The organism is Pseudoalteromonas sp. R3, assembly GCF_004014715.1.
Classification (GTDB): domain Bacteria; phylum Pseudomonadota; class Gammaproteobacteria; order Enterobacterales; family Alteromonadaceae; genus Pseudoalteromonas.
This window is the reverse complement of sequence record NZ_CP034835.1, coordinates 2,120,112-2,135,771: the sequence shown is the minus strand read 5'-3', so window position 1 is coordinate 2,135,771 and position 15,660 is coordinate 2,120,112. Positions and strand designations below refer to the sequence as shown.

At 49.7% G+C, this 15,660-nt stretch carries 19 protein-coding genes; 6 read left to right on the top strand and 13 right to left on the bottom strand.

Annotation, left to right across the window (positions count from 1 at the left end):
• Positions 1-11 precede the first annotated feature (11 nt).
• The 3 genes from ELR70_RS14165 to ELR70_RS14155 form a co-directional block, all read right to left on the bottom strand.
• On the bottom strand, positions 12-338 hold the full coding sequence (locus ELR70_RS14165; RefSeq protein ID WP_054015217.1) for a hypothetical protein: 327 nt from the start codon (positions 336-338) through the stop codon (positions 12-14).
• Positions 339-342: 4 nt separating this feature from the next.
• A complete protein-coding gene (locus ELR70_RS14160; RefSeq protein WP_054015218.1) occupies positions 343-774 on the bottom strand; it encodes a GNAT family N-acetyltransferase in 432 nt (143 codons plus the stop codon).
• Positions 775-868: 94 nt separating this feature from the next.
• The gene (locus ELR70_RS14155; protein WP_054015219.1) at positions 869-1,888 is read right to left on the bottom strand and encodes a M23 family metallopeptidase; all 1,020 of its coding nucleotides are present in this window, start codon (positions 1,886-1,888) and stop codon (positions 869-871) included.
• Positions 1,889-2,059: 171 nt separating this feature from the next.
• On the opposite strand from ELR70_RS14155, the gene ELR70_RS14150 reads away from it, so the two are divergent.
• Positions 2,060-2,830: a helix-turn-helix domain-containing protein gene (locus ELR70_RS14150; RefSeq protein ID WP_054015220.1), complete on the top strand. Its 771-nt coding sequence runs from the start codon at positions 2,060-2,062 to the stop codon at positions 2,828-2,830.
• An 11-nt stretch (positions 2,831-2,841) separates the two neighbouring features.
• Here the strand turns inward: ELR70_RS14150 and astB are convergent, their stop codons facing one another.
• The 3 genes from astB to ELR70_RS14135 all read right to left on the bottom strand — a co-directional run bounded on the left by astB (position 2,842) and on the right by ELR70_RS14135 (position 6,549).
• Positions 2,842-4,179 (bottom strand): N-succinylarginine dihydrolase, encoded by a 1,338-nt coding sequence (astB, locus tag ELR70_RS14145; RefSeq protein ID WP_054015221.1) that lies wholly within the window; start codon positions 4,177-4,179, stop codon positions 2,842-2,844.
• Between the two features lie 337 nt (positions 4,180-4,516).
• Entirely contained in the window at positions 4,517-5,482 is a 966-nt protein-coding gene (locus tag ELR70_RS14140; protein ID WP_054015222.1) for a calcium/sodium antiporter, read from the bottom strand.
• A gap of 80 nt (positions 5,483-5,562) precedes the next feature.
• On the bottom strand, positions 5,563-6,549 hold the full coding sequence (locus ELR70_RS14135; protein WP_054015223.1) for a zinc-dependent alcohol dehydrogenase family protein: 987 nt from the start codon (positions 6,547-6,549) through the stop codon (positions 5,563-5,565).
• Between the two features lie 98 nt (positions 6,550-6,647).
• On the opposite strand from ELR70_RS14135, the gene ELR70_RS14130 reads away from it, so the two are divergent.
• From ELR70_RS14130 to ELR70_RS25865, 4 genes are all read left to right on the top strand, one after another.
• Positions 6,648-7,541: a LysR family transcriptional regulator gene (locus tag ELR70_RS14130; protein WP_054015224.1), complete on the top strand. Its 894-nt coding sequence runs from the start codon at positions 6,648-6,650 to the stop codon at positions 7,539-7,541.
• A gap of 63 nt (positions 7,542-7,604) precedes the next feature.
• The gene (locus tag ELR70_RS14125; protein ID WP_054015225.1) at positions 7,605-8,123 is read left to right on the top strand and encodes an RNA polymerase sigma factor; all 519 of its coding nucleotides are present in this window, start codon (positions 7,605-7,607) and stop codon (positions 8,121-8,123) included.
• On the top strand, positions 8,120-8,332 hold the full coding sequence (locus ELR70_RS25425) for a DUF6768 family protein (RefSeq protein WP_241566385.1): 213 nt from the start codon (positions 8,120-8,122) through the stop codon (positions 8,330-8,332). Before ELR70_RS14125 ends, ELR70_RS25425 begins: the two co-directional genes overlap by 4 nt.
• Positions 8,332-8,472 carry a DUF6768 family protein gene (locus tag ELR70_RS25865; RefSeq protein ID WP_347232137.1) on the top strand — a complete coding sequence of 47 codons (141 nt, stop codon included), beginning with the start codon at positions 8,332-8,334 and terminating at the stop codon, positions 8,470-8,472. The genes ELR70_RS25425 and ELR70_RS25865 overlap by 1 nt, the downstream gene beginning before the upstream one ends.
• A gap of 16 nt (positions 8,473-8,488) precedes the next feature.
• Here ELR70_RS25865 and ELR70_RS14115 read toward each other — a convergent pair whose 3' ends face one another.
• The 6 genes from ELR70_RS14115 to ELR70_RS14090 form a co-directional block, all read right to left on the bottom strand.
• The gene (locus ELR70_RS14115) at positions 8,489-8,833 is read right to left on the bottom strand and encodes a hypothetical protein (RefSeq protein ID WP_054015227.1); all 345 of its coding nucleotides are present in this window, start codon (positions 8,831-8,833) and stop codon (positions 8,489-8,491) included.
• A gap of 52 nt (positions 8,834-8,885) precedes the next feature.
• Positions 8,886-9,536 (bottom strand): flavin reductase family protein, encoded by a 651-nt coding sequence (locus ELR70_RS14110; RefSeq protein ID WP_054015228.1) that lies wholly within the window; start codon positions 9,534-9,536, stop codon positions 8,886-8,888.
• Between the two features lie 63 nt (positions 9,537-9,599).
• Entirely contained in the window at positions 9,600-11,162 is a 1,563-nt protein-coding gene (locus ELR70_RS14105; RefSeq protein WP_054015229.1) for a cryptochrome/photolyase family protein, read from the bottom strand.
• Positions 11,155-11,307: a DUF2256 domain-containing protein gene (locus ELR70_RS14100; RefSeq protein WP_082353178.1), complete on the bottom strand. Its 153-nt coding sequence runs from the start codon at positions 11,305-11,307 to the stop codon at positions 11,155-11,157. The genes ELR70_RS14105 and ELR70_RS14100 overlap by 8 nt, the downstream gene beginning before the upstream one ends.
• Positions 11,308-11,322: 15 nt before the next feature.
• Positions 11,323-12,774, bottom strand: coding sequence for a deoxyribodipyrimidine photo-lyase (locus ELR70_RS14095; RefSeq protein ID WP_054015230.1), 1,452 nt, complete (start codon positions 12,772-12,774; stop codon positions 11,323-11,325).
• The gene (locus ELR70_RS14090; protein WP_054015231.1) at positions 12,771-14,129 is read right to left on the bottom strand and encodes a DASH family cryptochrome; all 1,359 of its coding nucleotides are present in this window, start codon (positions 14,127-14,129) and stop codon (positions 12,771-12,773) included. Before ELR70_RS14090 ends, ELR70_RS14095 begins: the two co-directional genes overlap by 4 nt.
• Before the next feature lie 161 nt (positions 14,130-14,290).
• On the opposite strand from ELR70_RS14090, the gene ELR70_RS14085 reads away from it, so the two are divergent.
• On the top strand, positions 14,291-15,130 hold the full coding sequence (locus ELR70_RS14085; RefSeq protein ID WP_054015232.1) for an alpha/beta hydrolase: 840 nt from the start codon (positions 14,291-14,293) through the stop codon (positions 15,128-15,130).
• 76 nt (positions 15,131-15,206) lie between these two features.
• On the opposite strand, the gene ELR70_RS14080 is transcribed toward ELR70_RS14085, so the two are convergent.
• Positions 15,207-15,656, bottom strand: a complete 450-nt coding sequence (locus tag ELR70_RS14080; RefSeq protein WP_054015233.1) for a hypothetical protein — start codon at positions 15,654-15,656, stop codon at positions 15,207-15,209.
• Positions 15,657-15,660 lie beyond the last annotated feature (4 nt).

Here is a 15,660-nt window from a genome sequence, read left to right as displayed (position 1 = left end):
CTTTACACTTTCTAACGTTTTTTGATTCGCTCTGCATAACGTTTATGTAAAGCGATTATTTCATCCTCTGAAGTGCCCTTTTTGAGCATCCGAGCAGGCACTTCGATCACATTGTTCCCCTGTTCTTGGGGTAAATCGCTCCCACACTGAGCACAGAAGCTACGGTACTTCCAGGTAGAGACCCGGCCTTTTTGAAGCCATCGAAAGTCGTTGCGATTTACCAAGTATTGCCTGTCGGATATTTCTCCACACCGCCTGCAAATACCGGTCGAGATGTCATACATAGACTCCCCAACCTGGAAAATAAACGCACCGCATTCGCACTGACCTAGTTCCATGAGGTCACTCCTTGACCTGATAAATACCGGGCTGACAAATTTGCATCAGGATACTTGGGTCGTCCGGCGTCTCAAAACCAAACTGGGTATATAAGCCGTGCGCATCTTTGGTTGCGAGCATCATTCGGCGCAGGCCTTGTAATTCAGGGTGGTTGATCACCGCGTTCACCAACTGCTTACTTAACCCCTGGCCTCTGTGTTGGTCAAGAACAAACACATCTGCAAGATAAGCGAACGTGGCCTTGTCGGTTATCACCCGGGCGAACCCCACCTGCTCTCCCCCCTCGCAGTACACGCCAAAGCACAGTGAATTGTCGATTGCCCTGGCCATAGTCTCGCGGGGAATACCTTTTGCCCAGTAAGAGCCAGAGATAAAGTTATAAATCACGTCAAAATTAAGCCGTGTCGGATCGGTGCTGATGGTATAGGCAGACATAGTACTCCTTCATGCGTATTGTTATTGCTCTGTCCATTAAAACCCCTGACCCCTCGTGATGACAAGCCCTTAAGCCAAGTTGAGCTTTAAAATGTCACTGCATCTCATTGCCAACCAGCATACCGCGCGTCAATTGTAAGGCACCCTGATGACTTTCCAGGCTTTGTGTAACCCAAAACGTCACGGGCAAACCCATTGCACAATACATATTGGGGTGGTCCTGAAGATGAAAGTGTAAATGTGGCTCACTCGTAAAACCACTGAACCCGCAGTGCCCCAACAACTCTCCCTGCTTCACCCTGTCACCGACTTTCACTGGGACAGACCCTTTGTTCAGATGAGCATAGAAACCGTATTCACCAGGTGCATGTTTAACAACAACATGATTACCGGCAAAATGGCGGCACAGGAAGTCGATCATGCCAAATCCTACCAAAGGCGCCTGAGCCACCTTGTCGAATACAGCCACTACCTCACCGTCAGCTGCCGCTAAAATAGGCTGATTAAAACAATAATAATCGCTCACATTCAGGCCCTTGGAGGTATGGCGAGAATAATTGTGATCGACCATCACAAAGTCCAGAGCAAACCTCTGCGAGAGCACTCCCCATGAGTGCGATGTCAAAGGTGTATTACCACCATTGTAAACCAACCAGCGACCTTCAAATGGTAATTGATAACGTACTTTGTTTTGATATCCGGCCATGTCATTTCGCCCTGCCGAGACCCGTCTTGCAACCGACCTCTGGCAAACAATTAGCTTAGCCTGTTGAAAGGCCAGCAAAGGGTTTAGGAATGTCAGCGCCAGGGATGGGAGTGCGGTAAACATCATGCCGTAGCGCCCCAGATAACGATGAATACCCGGACGCGGCCAGCTTAAACCCGGGTGAGGTTCATTGCCTGGTTGACTGATAAGATACTTTTTTACTAGGCAGGCACAGATAAAATGCGATGAAAAATAAACAGTCAGCTTTGCAATAACAGGCAGTCTGACTCCCCATACCCATTGGCATATAAACTGCGCTCCCAGCGTTACGCCAACTGCGACAACCAATGGAACCAACCAGGTAAATGCAAATGTTGTTTGTGGACTTTGTGCTGTCTCTTTGGGCATGTCTGTTCCGGTTTGTGTTATCAAGTGTATTTGTCGGTGTGCCGTCACTGTATACACGTGTCACTTAAGGTACAACGACCTGGTAATAACAAACTACCAAGAACCATATTTTGATACCCAAGCAATCATTTTGTGGTACCTTTTAGAGTAAACAATAAATGAGTAAATAGAGTGTCCAAAGACCTCAACACGCAGATAATCAGGCGATGTCTCGACGCGGTTAAAGTCCAGTTAAAATCAAGACAACTTACCTATCAGGATATTGCTGCATTGTTTGACGTTTCTGAAAACACCGTCAAGCGTATGCTCAATCAGGATGACATTAGTTTAGACAGGTTATTAACACTGTCACAGTTGTGCGGAATAGATACGGCTGAGCTCCTGAGTAAGAGCCAACAACATAGGACAGCGCACACCTATTTTTCTGCGCGTCAAGACCAGGCCTTTGCAGAAAACCCACACCTGTTAAGCTATTTTTCACGGTTGTTTTACCAGCAACATAGCGTGGAGAAAATTGCCTGTGAATTTGGTCTGAGCGACCTTTCCAGCTACCGATATTTGCGTGCTCTGGAGGATATTGAGCTGTTGGAATTAAAACCCCAGAACAAGTTCAGGTTTTTAGTAAGTCCACCTTTAGGGTTCGCGCCAGACAGCATGGTCATCAAACAGTCTGCTTGTAGGCACATGGAACAAACGTTGGAAGCCGTAATGGCCCCACACAAAACACCTCAGCATCATGTTGTGATCAAGCCATTAAAAATGCCAGCCATACTGCATGACAAAATGTGGCAAGAGTTACAACACACCCTGAGCAAATATGCTCAGGTCGCTGAGATGGCCTTTGCTGAATACAGTGAGCAGCCCAATATTCAGGTCACATTGGTGACACATCCACTCAATTCGAACCTATTCGATGAGGCGCCGATCATTTCGCTTGATTAACGCCTTACGACTTATGCCTGTTGAAATGAGTAAACAGACCCCAAATTCAGGATAACCGTTAACTCATCCAGTGCCGTCTGACACTCTGTGATTAAACTTGGGTCTGCGAGATCGGCCTCACTCAACCTGTCACGATAATGTGTATTTATCCAGTCGCGCAGTTGATCATATAAGCGCTCGTTCAGTAAACACGCCTGGTTCACAGCACTAAGTTCTTGCTCAGACAAGGTTACTCTCAGGCGTAAGCAAGCTGGCCCGCCACCATTTTGCATGCTTTGTTTAAGGTCCATATAGATCACTTCACTTACCGGGTTGCTAGCTTGACACAATGCAGACAAATACTGTTCAACCTTGCCCACCATCTGGCATTCTCCAGGAGCAATAACGGCCATCCCACCCGAGGGCAAACTCACCAGCTGGCTATTAAAAATATAACTTTTAACGGCTTCTTCAACGCTGATATCTGCGTTTTTAACTTCAATCAGATGAAGTGGCCTGTCACCATGATAACGCGCGCTTATCTGCTCTATCACAGTTTGCTGTTGATAAAATGCTTGCTCATGGAATAAAAAGACGTTTTCGTTACCAATGGCAATAACATCATTGTGAAATACCCCCTGATCTATCACCTCTGGATTTTGCTGGATAAACAGGGTGTGTTGCGGGTCTAACTGGTGACTGCGAGCAACTGCCTCGGATGCCTGGCGAGTCTGTCGTGCGGGAAATAACTGAGGTTTTATCTCAGTATGGGCATCCTCACCATAGACAAATAATGCCAGTCCCTGATGGCCATAGCTGTCTGCCAGACGCGTATAATTTGCAGCACCTTCGTCGCCATACAATGGATGCTGAGGTAGCGCATCATGATGGCTAAAAAAACCATCATTACTGAACATGGCTTTGAGGATCTGGCTGGTTTGCGGCGCTTCAATAGCTCTGTGCAGTTTGTTATTTAGATTGGCAGGCGTGATGTGTAGTTTTCCGTCTGCCGAATCGCAGCTCGGTGATACCGTCGCCGCGTTTGCTGTCCACATTGAAGAAGCTGAGTAGCATGCCTTCAGCAGCTGAGGCTGTGTCTTTGCCGCTTTGCTGATCACCTCTGTGTCTGAGCCTGTAAAGCCACAAGCCCTAAGCGTGGTGAGGTCCGGACGAGCATTGGGCGCAACTACTCCCTGATGCAGACCTAGCTGAACCAGATGCCACATTTTTTCGAGCCCCTGCAATGCCGCCTGTTTTGGGTTGGACGTTTTCTTTGCATTCGACTTAGACGCCACATTGCCATAAGACAGCCCGGCATAATTGTGAGTTGGGCCAACCAGGCCATCGAAGTTTACTTCGTAATAGTTCATATTGCCCCCTGATGGTGCAACCTTTCCCGTTTGGGGTCCTCAATTGCACCAGATTGGTTATTGTTCTTGTTGATGATCTGCCTTACTTTTTCGGAATAAAAACATAAATCATTATATTTCAATAACTTATTTAGTTCACTATCAGTAAGGCTTAGAAAATTCACCAATTACAGTGTCAAGACCCGTGCCATACCAATCCACTGAATTAAATATCCGGCTTTGAGGTGAGACAATCTCGACGTAAACAGGATATAATTTAGCTTGCTGGTCGTTAAAAATACGTGGCGTTTTGCACAGTCAATGACACAGTTATGACCTCAAATAAGCAATGTCTTAACTAGCTACCATAGACTTTAAAGCTGAGGATAAGATAAGCAATATAGCCACTGAGCAATATGCCCCCTTCAAGCCGACTAAGACGACGGCCGGTAAACAGAAAAAACAACAAAACAAATGCGCTGGCCAGTAATATCCAGAGGTCGAATTGTAACACGCGAGAGTGCGCCGGAAGCGGCTGCAAAAAGGCTGAGATACCGAGGATCCCAAGAATATTAAAAATATTACTGCCCAGTACATTGCCAATGGCCACATCAGCATGGCGGCGCAATGCAGCAATCAGGGACACGGACAGTTCAGGTAACGAGGTGCCTACGGCCACTAAAGTTAGGCCGATTACGGCCTCTGAAATAGCAAAATGCTGAGCCAGCCCCACAGCGCCTTTCAACAGTACCTGAGAGCCCAGTAATAACAGCGCCAAACCGGCGACCAAAAACAAGATAATGCGCCACGCAGCATCTGGCACTACTTCAATTTCCTTTGCCTCATCTTCATACACTTGCGAAGCAGGTGAACTGTGTTTTTTTTCGCTCCAATATGCAATGGCCAGATAACCGACTAGTGCTCCCAGCAGTACCATACTGTCTGTTGCAGACAGCCCCTTGCCACCTATCAGTACAACCAACAAAACAGAACTCAACACCATGATAACGCCATCGCGCCTGAGGATCAGTGGCTGCACAGACATAGGACTTATCAACGCACATAGTCCAAGGATCAATAAAATATTACCAATATTACTGCCAACCACATTCCCCATGGCTATGTCGGGCTGGGCCTGAGCTGCGGCATCGACAGAGACCACCAACTCAGGCGCTGAAGTGCCAAACCCGACAATCACCAGGCCGCTGAGCAAAGGTGAAACCCGAAACCGCCGAGCCGCAGCCACTGCGCCTCGGATCAGCGCTTCACCACCTAGTGTCAGCATCACAATGCCAGCGAATATCTGTACCAAATACAGCGTCATAAGTTATGAGTCCTTTTCGATTAAGCACTTATACTCTAGACGTTGTTTCCTTTCTTTAACAGAGGTCATAACAAATAGCGCTAAACATCAATCACGACTTTGCCCATCGCCCGACCACTTTGCAGACGTGTATGTGCTTGCCCTGCCTGAGTCAACTCAAAACGCTGCTCATCCAGTATCGGTGTTAGCTCACCAGCTTCGACTATGTTTGTTAGCTCGTTCAGAATGTGATGATGCGCTTCACGTTTGTGGTTATGCAGCATGGGGATCAGCATAAAGACGACATGCAACGACAACCCTTTAAAGTGCGCCTGCGACAGATCCAGGTCCACCATAGCGACCGTTGAGGCAACATGACCATTGAGTGCAGCCGCCTCAAACGAGTTTGCCATATTGGCACCTCCCACCGAGTCAAAGATCAGATCAAACCCTTTGCCATCGGTGTGTCTGGCAACATAGTCGGCAACCGACTCGGTTTTATAGTTGATTGGTTCGGCGCCCAGACGTTGAATTAAATCCAGCTGGGCTTCACCACCACCGGTAGAGTAAACACGAGCGCCAAAATGCTTAGCTAACTGCAAAGCCACATGACCGACCCCGCCAGAGCCGCCATGCACTAGCACCTGTTGGCCTGCGCTAATACCGCCACGCTGTAACCCCTCATAGGCTGTGATCCCAACCAGGGGTAACGCAGCTGCTTCTCGCATACTCAGATTACGCGGTTTACGTGCAATCAGTCGTGCATCGGCCAGCATATATTCCGCCAGCGCACCTTGTAAGTCGGCCAGCCCACCAGCACAGCCATAAACTTCATCGCCTGGTGCAAAGCCGGTTACGCCTTCGCCGACCTCAACCACTGTACCGGCAAAGTCCATCCCCAAAATAGCGGGTAAAGCTGGTGACAGGGGCAACGCCTCACCCATGGTACGGATCATGGTATCCACGGTGTTAACACTGCTGGCTGCCACCTGTACCAGCACATGACCGGCGCTCACTTTGGGTTTAGCCACATTTGTAACAGTAAACTCTGCGTCATCGCCATATTGATTCAAAACCATTGCTTTCATAATTGTGCTCTCCTGTGTTGATGACGAAAACTATACTTGCCTTTCAGTATTTTGATAATAGACTTGGTTTTATAATCACTTTATGTATTTTGTTGATAATGAACATTGAATATCTGAAGCTGTTTATCCGCATTGCCTCCACCCACAACATCAGTCAGGCAGGTCAGGATTTGGGCCTGTCAGCCGCGGTCGCGAGCAGTCATATTAATAAGCTTGAAACCGACTTGGGCGTAAGACTGCTGCACCGCACCACCCGCAAGGTCGCTTTGACCGAAGAAGGGTTGGCGTTTTTACCCCATGCCGAGGATGTCTTGAATGGCGTTGAAGCCGCCCGCGCCGCCATCGGCGCAGGCACCACCAAACCCAGTGGCACACTGAGGCTGACCATGCCCGCCTCCTTTGGCCGCATGCACGTTCTGCCGGCTTTGCCCGGCTTTTTTGCGCTTTATCCGGACATTAAGCTCGACCTGAAACTCTCTGACACCATTGCGGATCTGGTTGAAGGCGGGTTTGATCTGGCCATTCGAAATAGTGCGCTGAAAGACTCAACTCTGGTGGCCAAGCGGTTAGCAACAGACACTCGCCTGCTCACTGCGGCACCCAATTATCTGGCCCTTAAAGGAGCCCCGCAAAGCCCTGAGGATTTGCGGGATCATACCTGCATTACGCTCTCTGGGCTGGAACACTGGTCTTTTCAAACCCCGGATGGCGTCCAGACCATCAAAGTTCAGGGCCAGCTGCGCGCCGACAATGGCGATGCCATCAGAGAAGCCTGTCAGCTTGGCCTTGGGATCACCATTAATTCGCGCTGGAGTGCGTATCAGGCATTACGCTCTGGTGAGTTAGTTGAGGTGCTCGCGGCCTACCCCTTGAAGTCTGATACCGCAATCTGGCTGGTTTATCCCAGCTCCCGATTACTCGCGCCTAAAGTACGGGTTTTTATTGATTACCTGACCCGCTATTTCGGCGATATCCCTTACTGGGAAAAATAATGTGATGTTCGTGAACCTTTTTATGTGCTGCGTCGTCTTGTAGAAAAAGCCACAAGGAATAGCATGGAACCATCAAAGGCCGCATTACTGGTATTGTCTGCCCAACAGGGTAACCGGCGTGCGTTCGAAACCTTATGCGAAGCGTTTTATCAGCCAAGCTGGCGATTTGCAATGAAACTCAGTGGCCAGCGCGCCTGTGCAGATGATATCTGTCAGGATGTCTGGACCAGTGTGGCAAAAAAGCTGGGGCAGCTGAAAGAGCCCAGTGCGTTTCGCGCCTGGGTGTTCAGGGCCATCTATCGACGCTTTATCAGTCAAAAGCAAGGCGAAAGTCGGTTCGAAGACACCCAACCGGAACACGCCTACGAGACACCGGATCTGGATACCTCGCTGAGCATTCTGGCACTGATAAATCAGCTTAGCGATGACGAGCGCCACTGCGTGTATCTATTTTACTTAGAGCAGATGTCGCTCAGAGACATCGCCAACATACTGGATGTCCCCCAGGGCACCGTTAAATCGAGATTAAACCGCGCACGATCCCAATTGCGTGCCATGGTTAACGAGGAGCAAGCATCATGAATTTAGACAAAGAGATCAGTAAAGCATTACAGCAAGAGCAAGCAGAGATGGCCCCGATCCTCGCTGAGGAAAAAGGCCTGTTCACCATGTTGGGCAATGTATATCAGGGCAATACCCGCTTTTGGGTGATTTTGGCGTCTATCAGCGCCCTGTTGATCACCTTAGGTTTTGTATACAGCGGTTATCGTTTTATATTGCCACATCAGTGATGGATCAGGTCTTTTGGGCGGTGTGGTTTATCGCCGGGTTAGTGGTGCAAATAGCCACCAAACTGTGGATCTTTATGGAAATGAATCGCCAGAGTGTTCTTCGGGAGATCAATGCTCTGGCGATGCGATTGAGTAAATGAGCGCAGGGCCCCGCTTTTAGCGAGATGCAGCTGGCGGGGCTACTTCACAGATCACTTTTCCAAACACACTGGCGTCTACCTCAAGGCATTGCAAGCCATTTTGGACTGACTTCACAGCGTCGCTGCAACGTTTCTCCCGCACCACCGGATGACCCTTTGGCTCTACACGATAAGTACCACCTGCACACAACTCTTTTGCGGTGCTCAGCCACAATGTCAACAATTCAGTTGCCAGCTCGTCGGGATCAGACACGGATACCAAATACACCCCGTTTACCCGTGAGTCTGTTACCTCTATTTTTGGCGCTGCCAGACCCGTGCTACAGGCCAATAACAGCATTGCTGCGATGGTTGAATGCATATTTTATAAAAAGCGGTTATCACCTTGCGCTTAATGCTCCTTTTTATGGTGCCTATTCACCATCCAGACTCAGCACTCTGGGCGGTTGTTCAGGCTTTGCATAACTCAATCGGCCCAGTCTTTGGGTTTTATGATAACTGTCGAGCCCGGAAATAGCGACCGTGTTGAGAGACTCAATGTCGATATAACCATCGGCTTTAATGCTCTGTTGCGGCAGCTGGATGTCCATCACCTCGCCAATCACCAAAATGGTGCCATTGATCTCCAGCTTTTGCACTTCACGCAACGCCAGTGCAAACTTAAGCTGGCTTTGCGCCACATAAGGGGCAGTTATACCCGCTTCATACTGAGTGTCCAGCCCGACCTGCGCAAATTCTGAGACGCCAGGCGCATAGCGCGCTGAAGTCTGATGCGCTTGTTGCCAGATATCCGCATTCACATGATTCAGCGTATAAAAACCGGTGGCTTTAAGATTGCTTAAGGTATCTCTTGGCACAGTATCGGGGCGAATGATCATACCTATCAGCGGCGGGTTAGCCCCGATATGAAATACCGAGCTAACAATGGCCAGGTTTGGGTTGCCCTGCGCATCCTGAGTCCCCACCAGGTTAGCACTTTTAAACCCCGACAAGCTGTTGATCAGCCGTGCCCTTTCTCGCTCCTGCATATTGGCTATGTCTTCCCGGTTGAGCTGTTTGATCATCTGTATACCTTCCTCATTTATCACTGTTTTTACTGCACTGAGTCCTCTTTTGGGACGTCAGTGTTATAGCTGTTCAATATTATCGAGCATCTGCCTGGCGCGTTCGAGCACAGCTTGTTTGTCTTCGTCTGACTTTTTCAGCCAGTTGCTGTATACCATTTTGGTGCGCGGGTTACTGGCAAACTGTGCATGGTGTTGCTGCATAAAATGCCAGTACAAGGCATTGAGCGGACAGGCGGAGTCAGTGACGGTTTCTGTCACCTTGTAGGCGCAATCGCCGCAATAGTCGCTCATTTTTTTAATGTAGTTGCCACTGGCCGCATAGGCCTTAGAGCCAACAATGCCGCCATCAGCAAACTGGCTCATGCCCCGGGTGTTAGGCATTTCAACCCATTCGATGGCATCGATATAAATGCCCAGATACCAGTCATCCACCTCATCCGGGTCAATGCCAGCCACCAGACAGAAGTTACCTGTCACCATCAGGCGCTGGATATGATGCGCATAGGCATAAGTCAGCGATTGGGTGATGGCATGGCTGAGACAGCGCATTTTTGTCTCACCGTTCCAGAACCAGGATGGCAGAGCGCGCTTGGCCTGCAAATGATTGAGCTGTGCATACTGAGGCATATTGGCCCAATAAATCCCCCGCACAAACTCACGCCAGCCAATGATCTGACGGACAAAGCCTTCAATTTGAGCCAGGCTGATAGCACCCTGAGACTGCTCGAAGGCCGCAATGGCCGCATCGACCACCATTTTTGGGCTGAGTATTTTGGCATTAATCGCAAAAGACAGGCGGGAGTGATACAAGCTCCAGCCCCGGTCTTCACCCAGCTCTATGAGCTTGCCCGTCATGGCATCCTGAAATCGTCCGAAAGACGGCAAACAATACTGGCAAAAAAACGTCAGCAAGTCTTTTGCCTGAACCCGATTAACCGGCCACAATAACTGCTTATCTGCCTGCCCTATGGTTTTGATCTGGTGACGTTCCAGTCGTGCTAAAATGTCAGTAACATCGTTAGCGAACACCAGAGGCTCGGGGATATCGGCAAGATCCGCCGCTTTGAGTTTGTTGCGGTTATCGCTGTCGAAGTTCCACTGCCCCCCCTGTGGCTCACCATCAACCATCAACACGTTAAATTCACTGCGCATCTTGCGATAAAAGTGCTCCAGGCGATGACGCTTATCGCGTTTAAAGTAACGGCTTAACTGTTCATCGGCGAGGTAAAAATGCTCAGTTTCGTACACACTCGACGTGATTGAAAGCGACTCACAAAACTGTGCCAGTTGCGTGCGCAGCCGATATTCGTCAGGGAGCTGATAGGCAAAATCACTGATGTTGTGTTCGCTAAACAGGTGCGTCAGTAGTTCAGGTAGAGAGGCAAAATCCTGAGTATCATCCAGTGTCAGGTGAAGTACCCGGTGCCCGGCCGACTCAAGCGCCTGCGCAAAGGCTTGCATTGCCGCGAAAAACGCGCAAACCTTCTGAACATGATGGCGCGTGTAACTGGCTTCCTGATGCAGCTCTGCCACCACATACAGTACATCGTCGGATTTTTCTTTATACCAGGTGTGACCAGCGTTGAGCTGATCACCGAGGATTAATCTCAGTTGCTTACTCATGAGGTTCTCTTTGTGTTGACTTGTTGCCTGCACAGCGTTTGGAGCAATACTTAACATTGGGCCAGTCCCGTTGCCATTTCTTGCGCCAGGAAAAAGGACGCCGGCAGACCGGACAGGTTTTTTGCGGTAACTGTGATTTCTTCATTCTCTTATCCAGCTTTTAACTTGGCCGTACGTGTCGTTTTAAGATCCGCTGCGCCTCTTTTTTTACCTGAGGTTTCTTGCGCCACTGCCACAGCAATTCCTGGGCTGCTTTATAGCTTAGTTTTAAATCAACAATGGGCTCGGGGTAGTCTTTGCCAAGTTCAATGCCGTACATCAGCTGCTCCATTGGGGAAAGCGCCCAGGGCTGATGGACCAGCGGCGGAGGAATATCTCTGAGCGCTGGCAGCCAGGTTTTTACAAACGCGCCATCGGGGTCTTTTTCTTCCCCCTGCTTAACAGGATTATAAATACGAATGGTGTTAATGCCCGTCACGCCTGCCTGCATTTGAAACTGGCTGTAATGAATGCCAGGCTCAAAATCCAGAAACAGGCGAGCAAGGTGCGCAACCCCGGCGCGCCAGTCAAGCTCTAGGTGGTGACATAAAAAGCTCACCAGCATGGCGCGCATACGAAAGTTAATATAACCGGTTTCGAGCAGGCACTTCATGCAGGCATCTACCATGGGGATCCCGGTGTTGCCCGTTTCCCAGGCGTGCAACCTGCGCTGCGCCTCATCGCCGGTGCAGCGCGGCAGCTGTTCATAGCCCCGGTTAATGTGCCTGAACTGCATCTCGCATTCGCTTTCAAACTTCTGAATAAAGTGACAATGCCAGTGCAGCCTGGAAGAAAAGGCCACCAGAGTGCGACGCCAGCCAACCATTTTCCAGTGGGCCAGCACACTCTGGTACACCTGACGCAAACTGATGTTACCCCATGCCAGATAAGCAGACATACGCGAGCAGGCCTGCTGACTCAATAAGGGACTTGAAAGACTATATGAATAGCCTTTGCCCCGCCCCTGATAAAACTCTTCCAAAACGCGATGTGCCTGAGACTCTCCACCCGGCTGAAAATTCCCCGGCGGTGCACTAAAGCGTTGCTGAATATCACTAAGTTGACCAATGGGCTTGCCCGATGTAAACCAGTTAACCTGCGACAAGTCGGGTGTGGCGCAAATTGCGCGCATGGTTTTTTGCCATTGTTTATCCCAGCTTTGCCTTTGCCTTAAACCACGCTGGACCGCACCGCTGCGCGACTCTAGCCAGTCGACTCCCTGTTCGCGGCACCAGGCAGCAACGGCTTTATCCCGCTCAAAGGTATTCGCGAGGCCAATTTCCTGATGCGAATAAAGCCCGGCAATCTGGTGATCAGCATGGATCTGCTGTAGGGTTTGCAGTGCATTTTGCTCACCCACCCACAGTGCCGAGTGTGGCACACGTGCCTGAATGTCCTGTAGCGACTGTAAAACAAACTGCCAGTGACGCGGCGAATAATGCGGGTCTTCCAGCAGCATGGGCTCAAAGCAGTAAAACAACAACACGGGGTGGCCACTGGCCACTGCCCGGCACAAAGGCTCATGGTCAGACAATCTTAAATCGCGCTTAAGCCAGACCAGCGCCACACTCATACATCGGCCTCAGCAGGCATCGGCCAGTCAGCCGCATCCACACTATCCACAGCTGTTATGCCCTGTTTACCCCGCCACTTAGCCACAAATACGCCTTGTGGGTCGTATAACTGTGCCTGCTTTTCAATATTAAAGTGACGACCACCGCGGGGATCAACGCCTACACCGGCGATATACTGCCAGTTGCCCCAGTTTGAGGCGACGTCAAAATCGAGCAACTGTTGCTGGAAATATGCGGCACCATAGCGCCAGTCCAGCCCCAATTCGTGAACAAAATAACTGGCGACAATCTGCCTGCCGCGGTTTGACATATAGCCCGTTTCGTTGAGCTGGTTCATCAGTGCGTTAACCAAAGGTGCGGGCGTGTTGCCCTCGCACCAGCGCAAAAAGCGCTCGGGCATAAAGGTGGTTAAAGGTTTCGACTGAGCCAGCCCCTGAAAACGATAGAGTTTTGCTCCAAGCTTGAGGCTCAGCCACTGAAAATATTCACGCCACAACAGCTCAAACTTGATCCAGTAGGTGGACTCATTGGCCTCTACTTGGCGCTCAAAGGCGTCTGTTGCCCACCAAATCTGACGGGGTGACAAATTACCCAACGCCAGATAAGGGCTCATTTTGGTTGAATTGAGCCAACCATCCAGTTCATTGCGGGTCTCTTTATATCTGCGTGCCACGCCGCTCTCAAAATAGTCTTTAAGATGGGCCTGAGCGGCTTCTTCACCGGCTGGAAAGTCCAGCGGTACGCGGGTTTCTGACAAATTTGACTGGAGTTGTGCTTGCCACTGCTCAAACGCTACACAAGCGCTGCTGTCGATGGCTAATGGAGCCGGCATTTTGTTTGGCTCAAAGCGGCACGCAGTGACCACCGACAAAGGCGCCTTTTCAACGCGCTTGCGGAACTGAGTAAAGCTGCCTAAATCACTGTTGAGTGTCTGAATTTGAGCTTGGTCAAATAAGGTGTGCTGCCAAAAGCTATGCACAGGAACAGCGCCCAGAGCCCGACGCGTCTGCTGCAATATCGCACGTTCATAAAAGCCGGTGGGCTCTGCACAGATCACTTGATTTATCTGATACTTCGCAACCAATTCCGGCAACAGGTGATTGGGCTCCCCCTCCAGTACCAACAGCTTGTGGCCGCAGGCTGAGAGTTGGCTGTCCAACGTCATCAGCGAATCCGCAATGAATGCCGCCTGTCGGTCGCCAAGTAACTTACAGTGATGATTGGTCTGAGTGCGATACTTTGGGTTAATCACATACACAAACGTCAGCGCATCACTATTGTGAGCGGCAAAATCCAGTGCCAGATTGTCATCCAGCCTCAGATCTTGAGTAAACCAGTAGAGTGTTTTTTTCACACGCAGCCCTGTTGGATTCGGATATATGCGACCTTTTACGAACCTGTAAAAGAAAAAGTTCAGCGTTAAGCTTTCAATTTTTATTGAAAGTTCAATAACAACCGCGCTAAGCTAGCTGTGGTGAATCAAATAATAAACAATCAACAACAGGAACTTGCACTATGAAGAAACTCGCCACTGTCGTGCTGCTGGGCACCGCATTTGCAGGCCAGGCAGGCCAATCGCAGGATGCTCATAATTACCAATATACTGAGATCGGGGGAAAGAAGCTGGCCTATGCCTGCCAGGGAGAAGGTAAAGTGACGGCGCTGCTGGTTGCAGGTATGGGGCTTGATGCCCATACCACCTATAAAAATACCTTGCACAATGCCGACCCTGAAGGATATCGGTTGTGCTTTTACGACCGCGCCGGTTATGGCAAAAGCCAGTATGAGAACCCCAAAGTCAGAACCATGGTTGAGCTGCGCGACGAGCTTGCCGGCCTGGTTGAACACTTAAAAGTCGAGTCTCTGGTGCTGGTACCACATTCTTTTGGCGGTTTTGTCGCCCGTGCTTACGCCAGCAAATACCCTGACAAAGTGAAAGGCATGGTGCTGATAGACACAGCCCATGAATCCTGGTTCGACGCCATGAAATCAAATATGTCTAAACCCGGTTGGGACACGATGGAAATGATCATCAACTGGGAACGTGAACATAACTCGTTTGAGGACTTTGCCGAGGCCTCCAGCCATTCTGCGCTTTATAAAATTAAAGAAGATCTGCCTGTTACCGTGTTATCGCGCGGCATCCCTCATGTAACCATCAGACAAACTAAAATGAGTTACGCTGATATTGATGTCTACACACAGACCTGGAACGACTCACAAAAGAAACTGGCCAAGCTCAATAACAATACGCAAGCGTTCACCATGAAATATGCCTCACACCTGTTTGATGAGACAGACCCCTGGATGGCGCTTGAACACATAGAGGCCATGGTAAATAAAGCCAAGCTCTGAGGGCAAGGCTAACTTGCTCAGGACACTTGTGCTTGGATGTCCTGAGCAGGCAGGACGAACCACACTGCAATTGCAGCTAACATTCCTTTGCACATGCAGTGCTTTCAACTGCTCGGTAACCAAACAGATAACACAGCCCAACGACCAGCCAGACAATACCTGCAATCAGGACGGGATCACTGATTTTTTCCGGATAACGAAAAAACAGTTGAATAGGCAACACCCCCCGTACAATACAGACAGCAGATATACTATAAATACCCAGCCGCAAAAAAGGCAATCGTCTAATAAACCGAGCGGCAGATAGCGCATAGCAACCCAGTAAGATAAAAATCGCAGATACAGCCACCGTCAGTAGCGGTGCCATCAGCGTACCAGCGCGAGCAGACTCTACCACAAATGGCGGAGCCATCTGGACCGCATAGCACTGCGGACCAAAATAAATACATGACAAATGTGCAACGGCGACCAAAAAAGCGGTAAGGGTTGCGAGCAGTAATAAAACAATGCCATATCGTCGACTCATACCG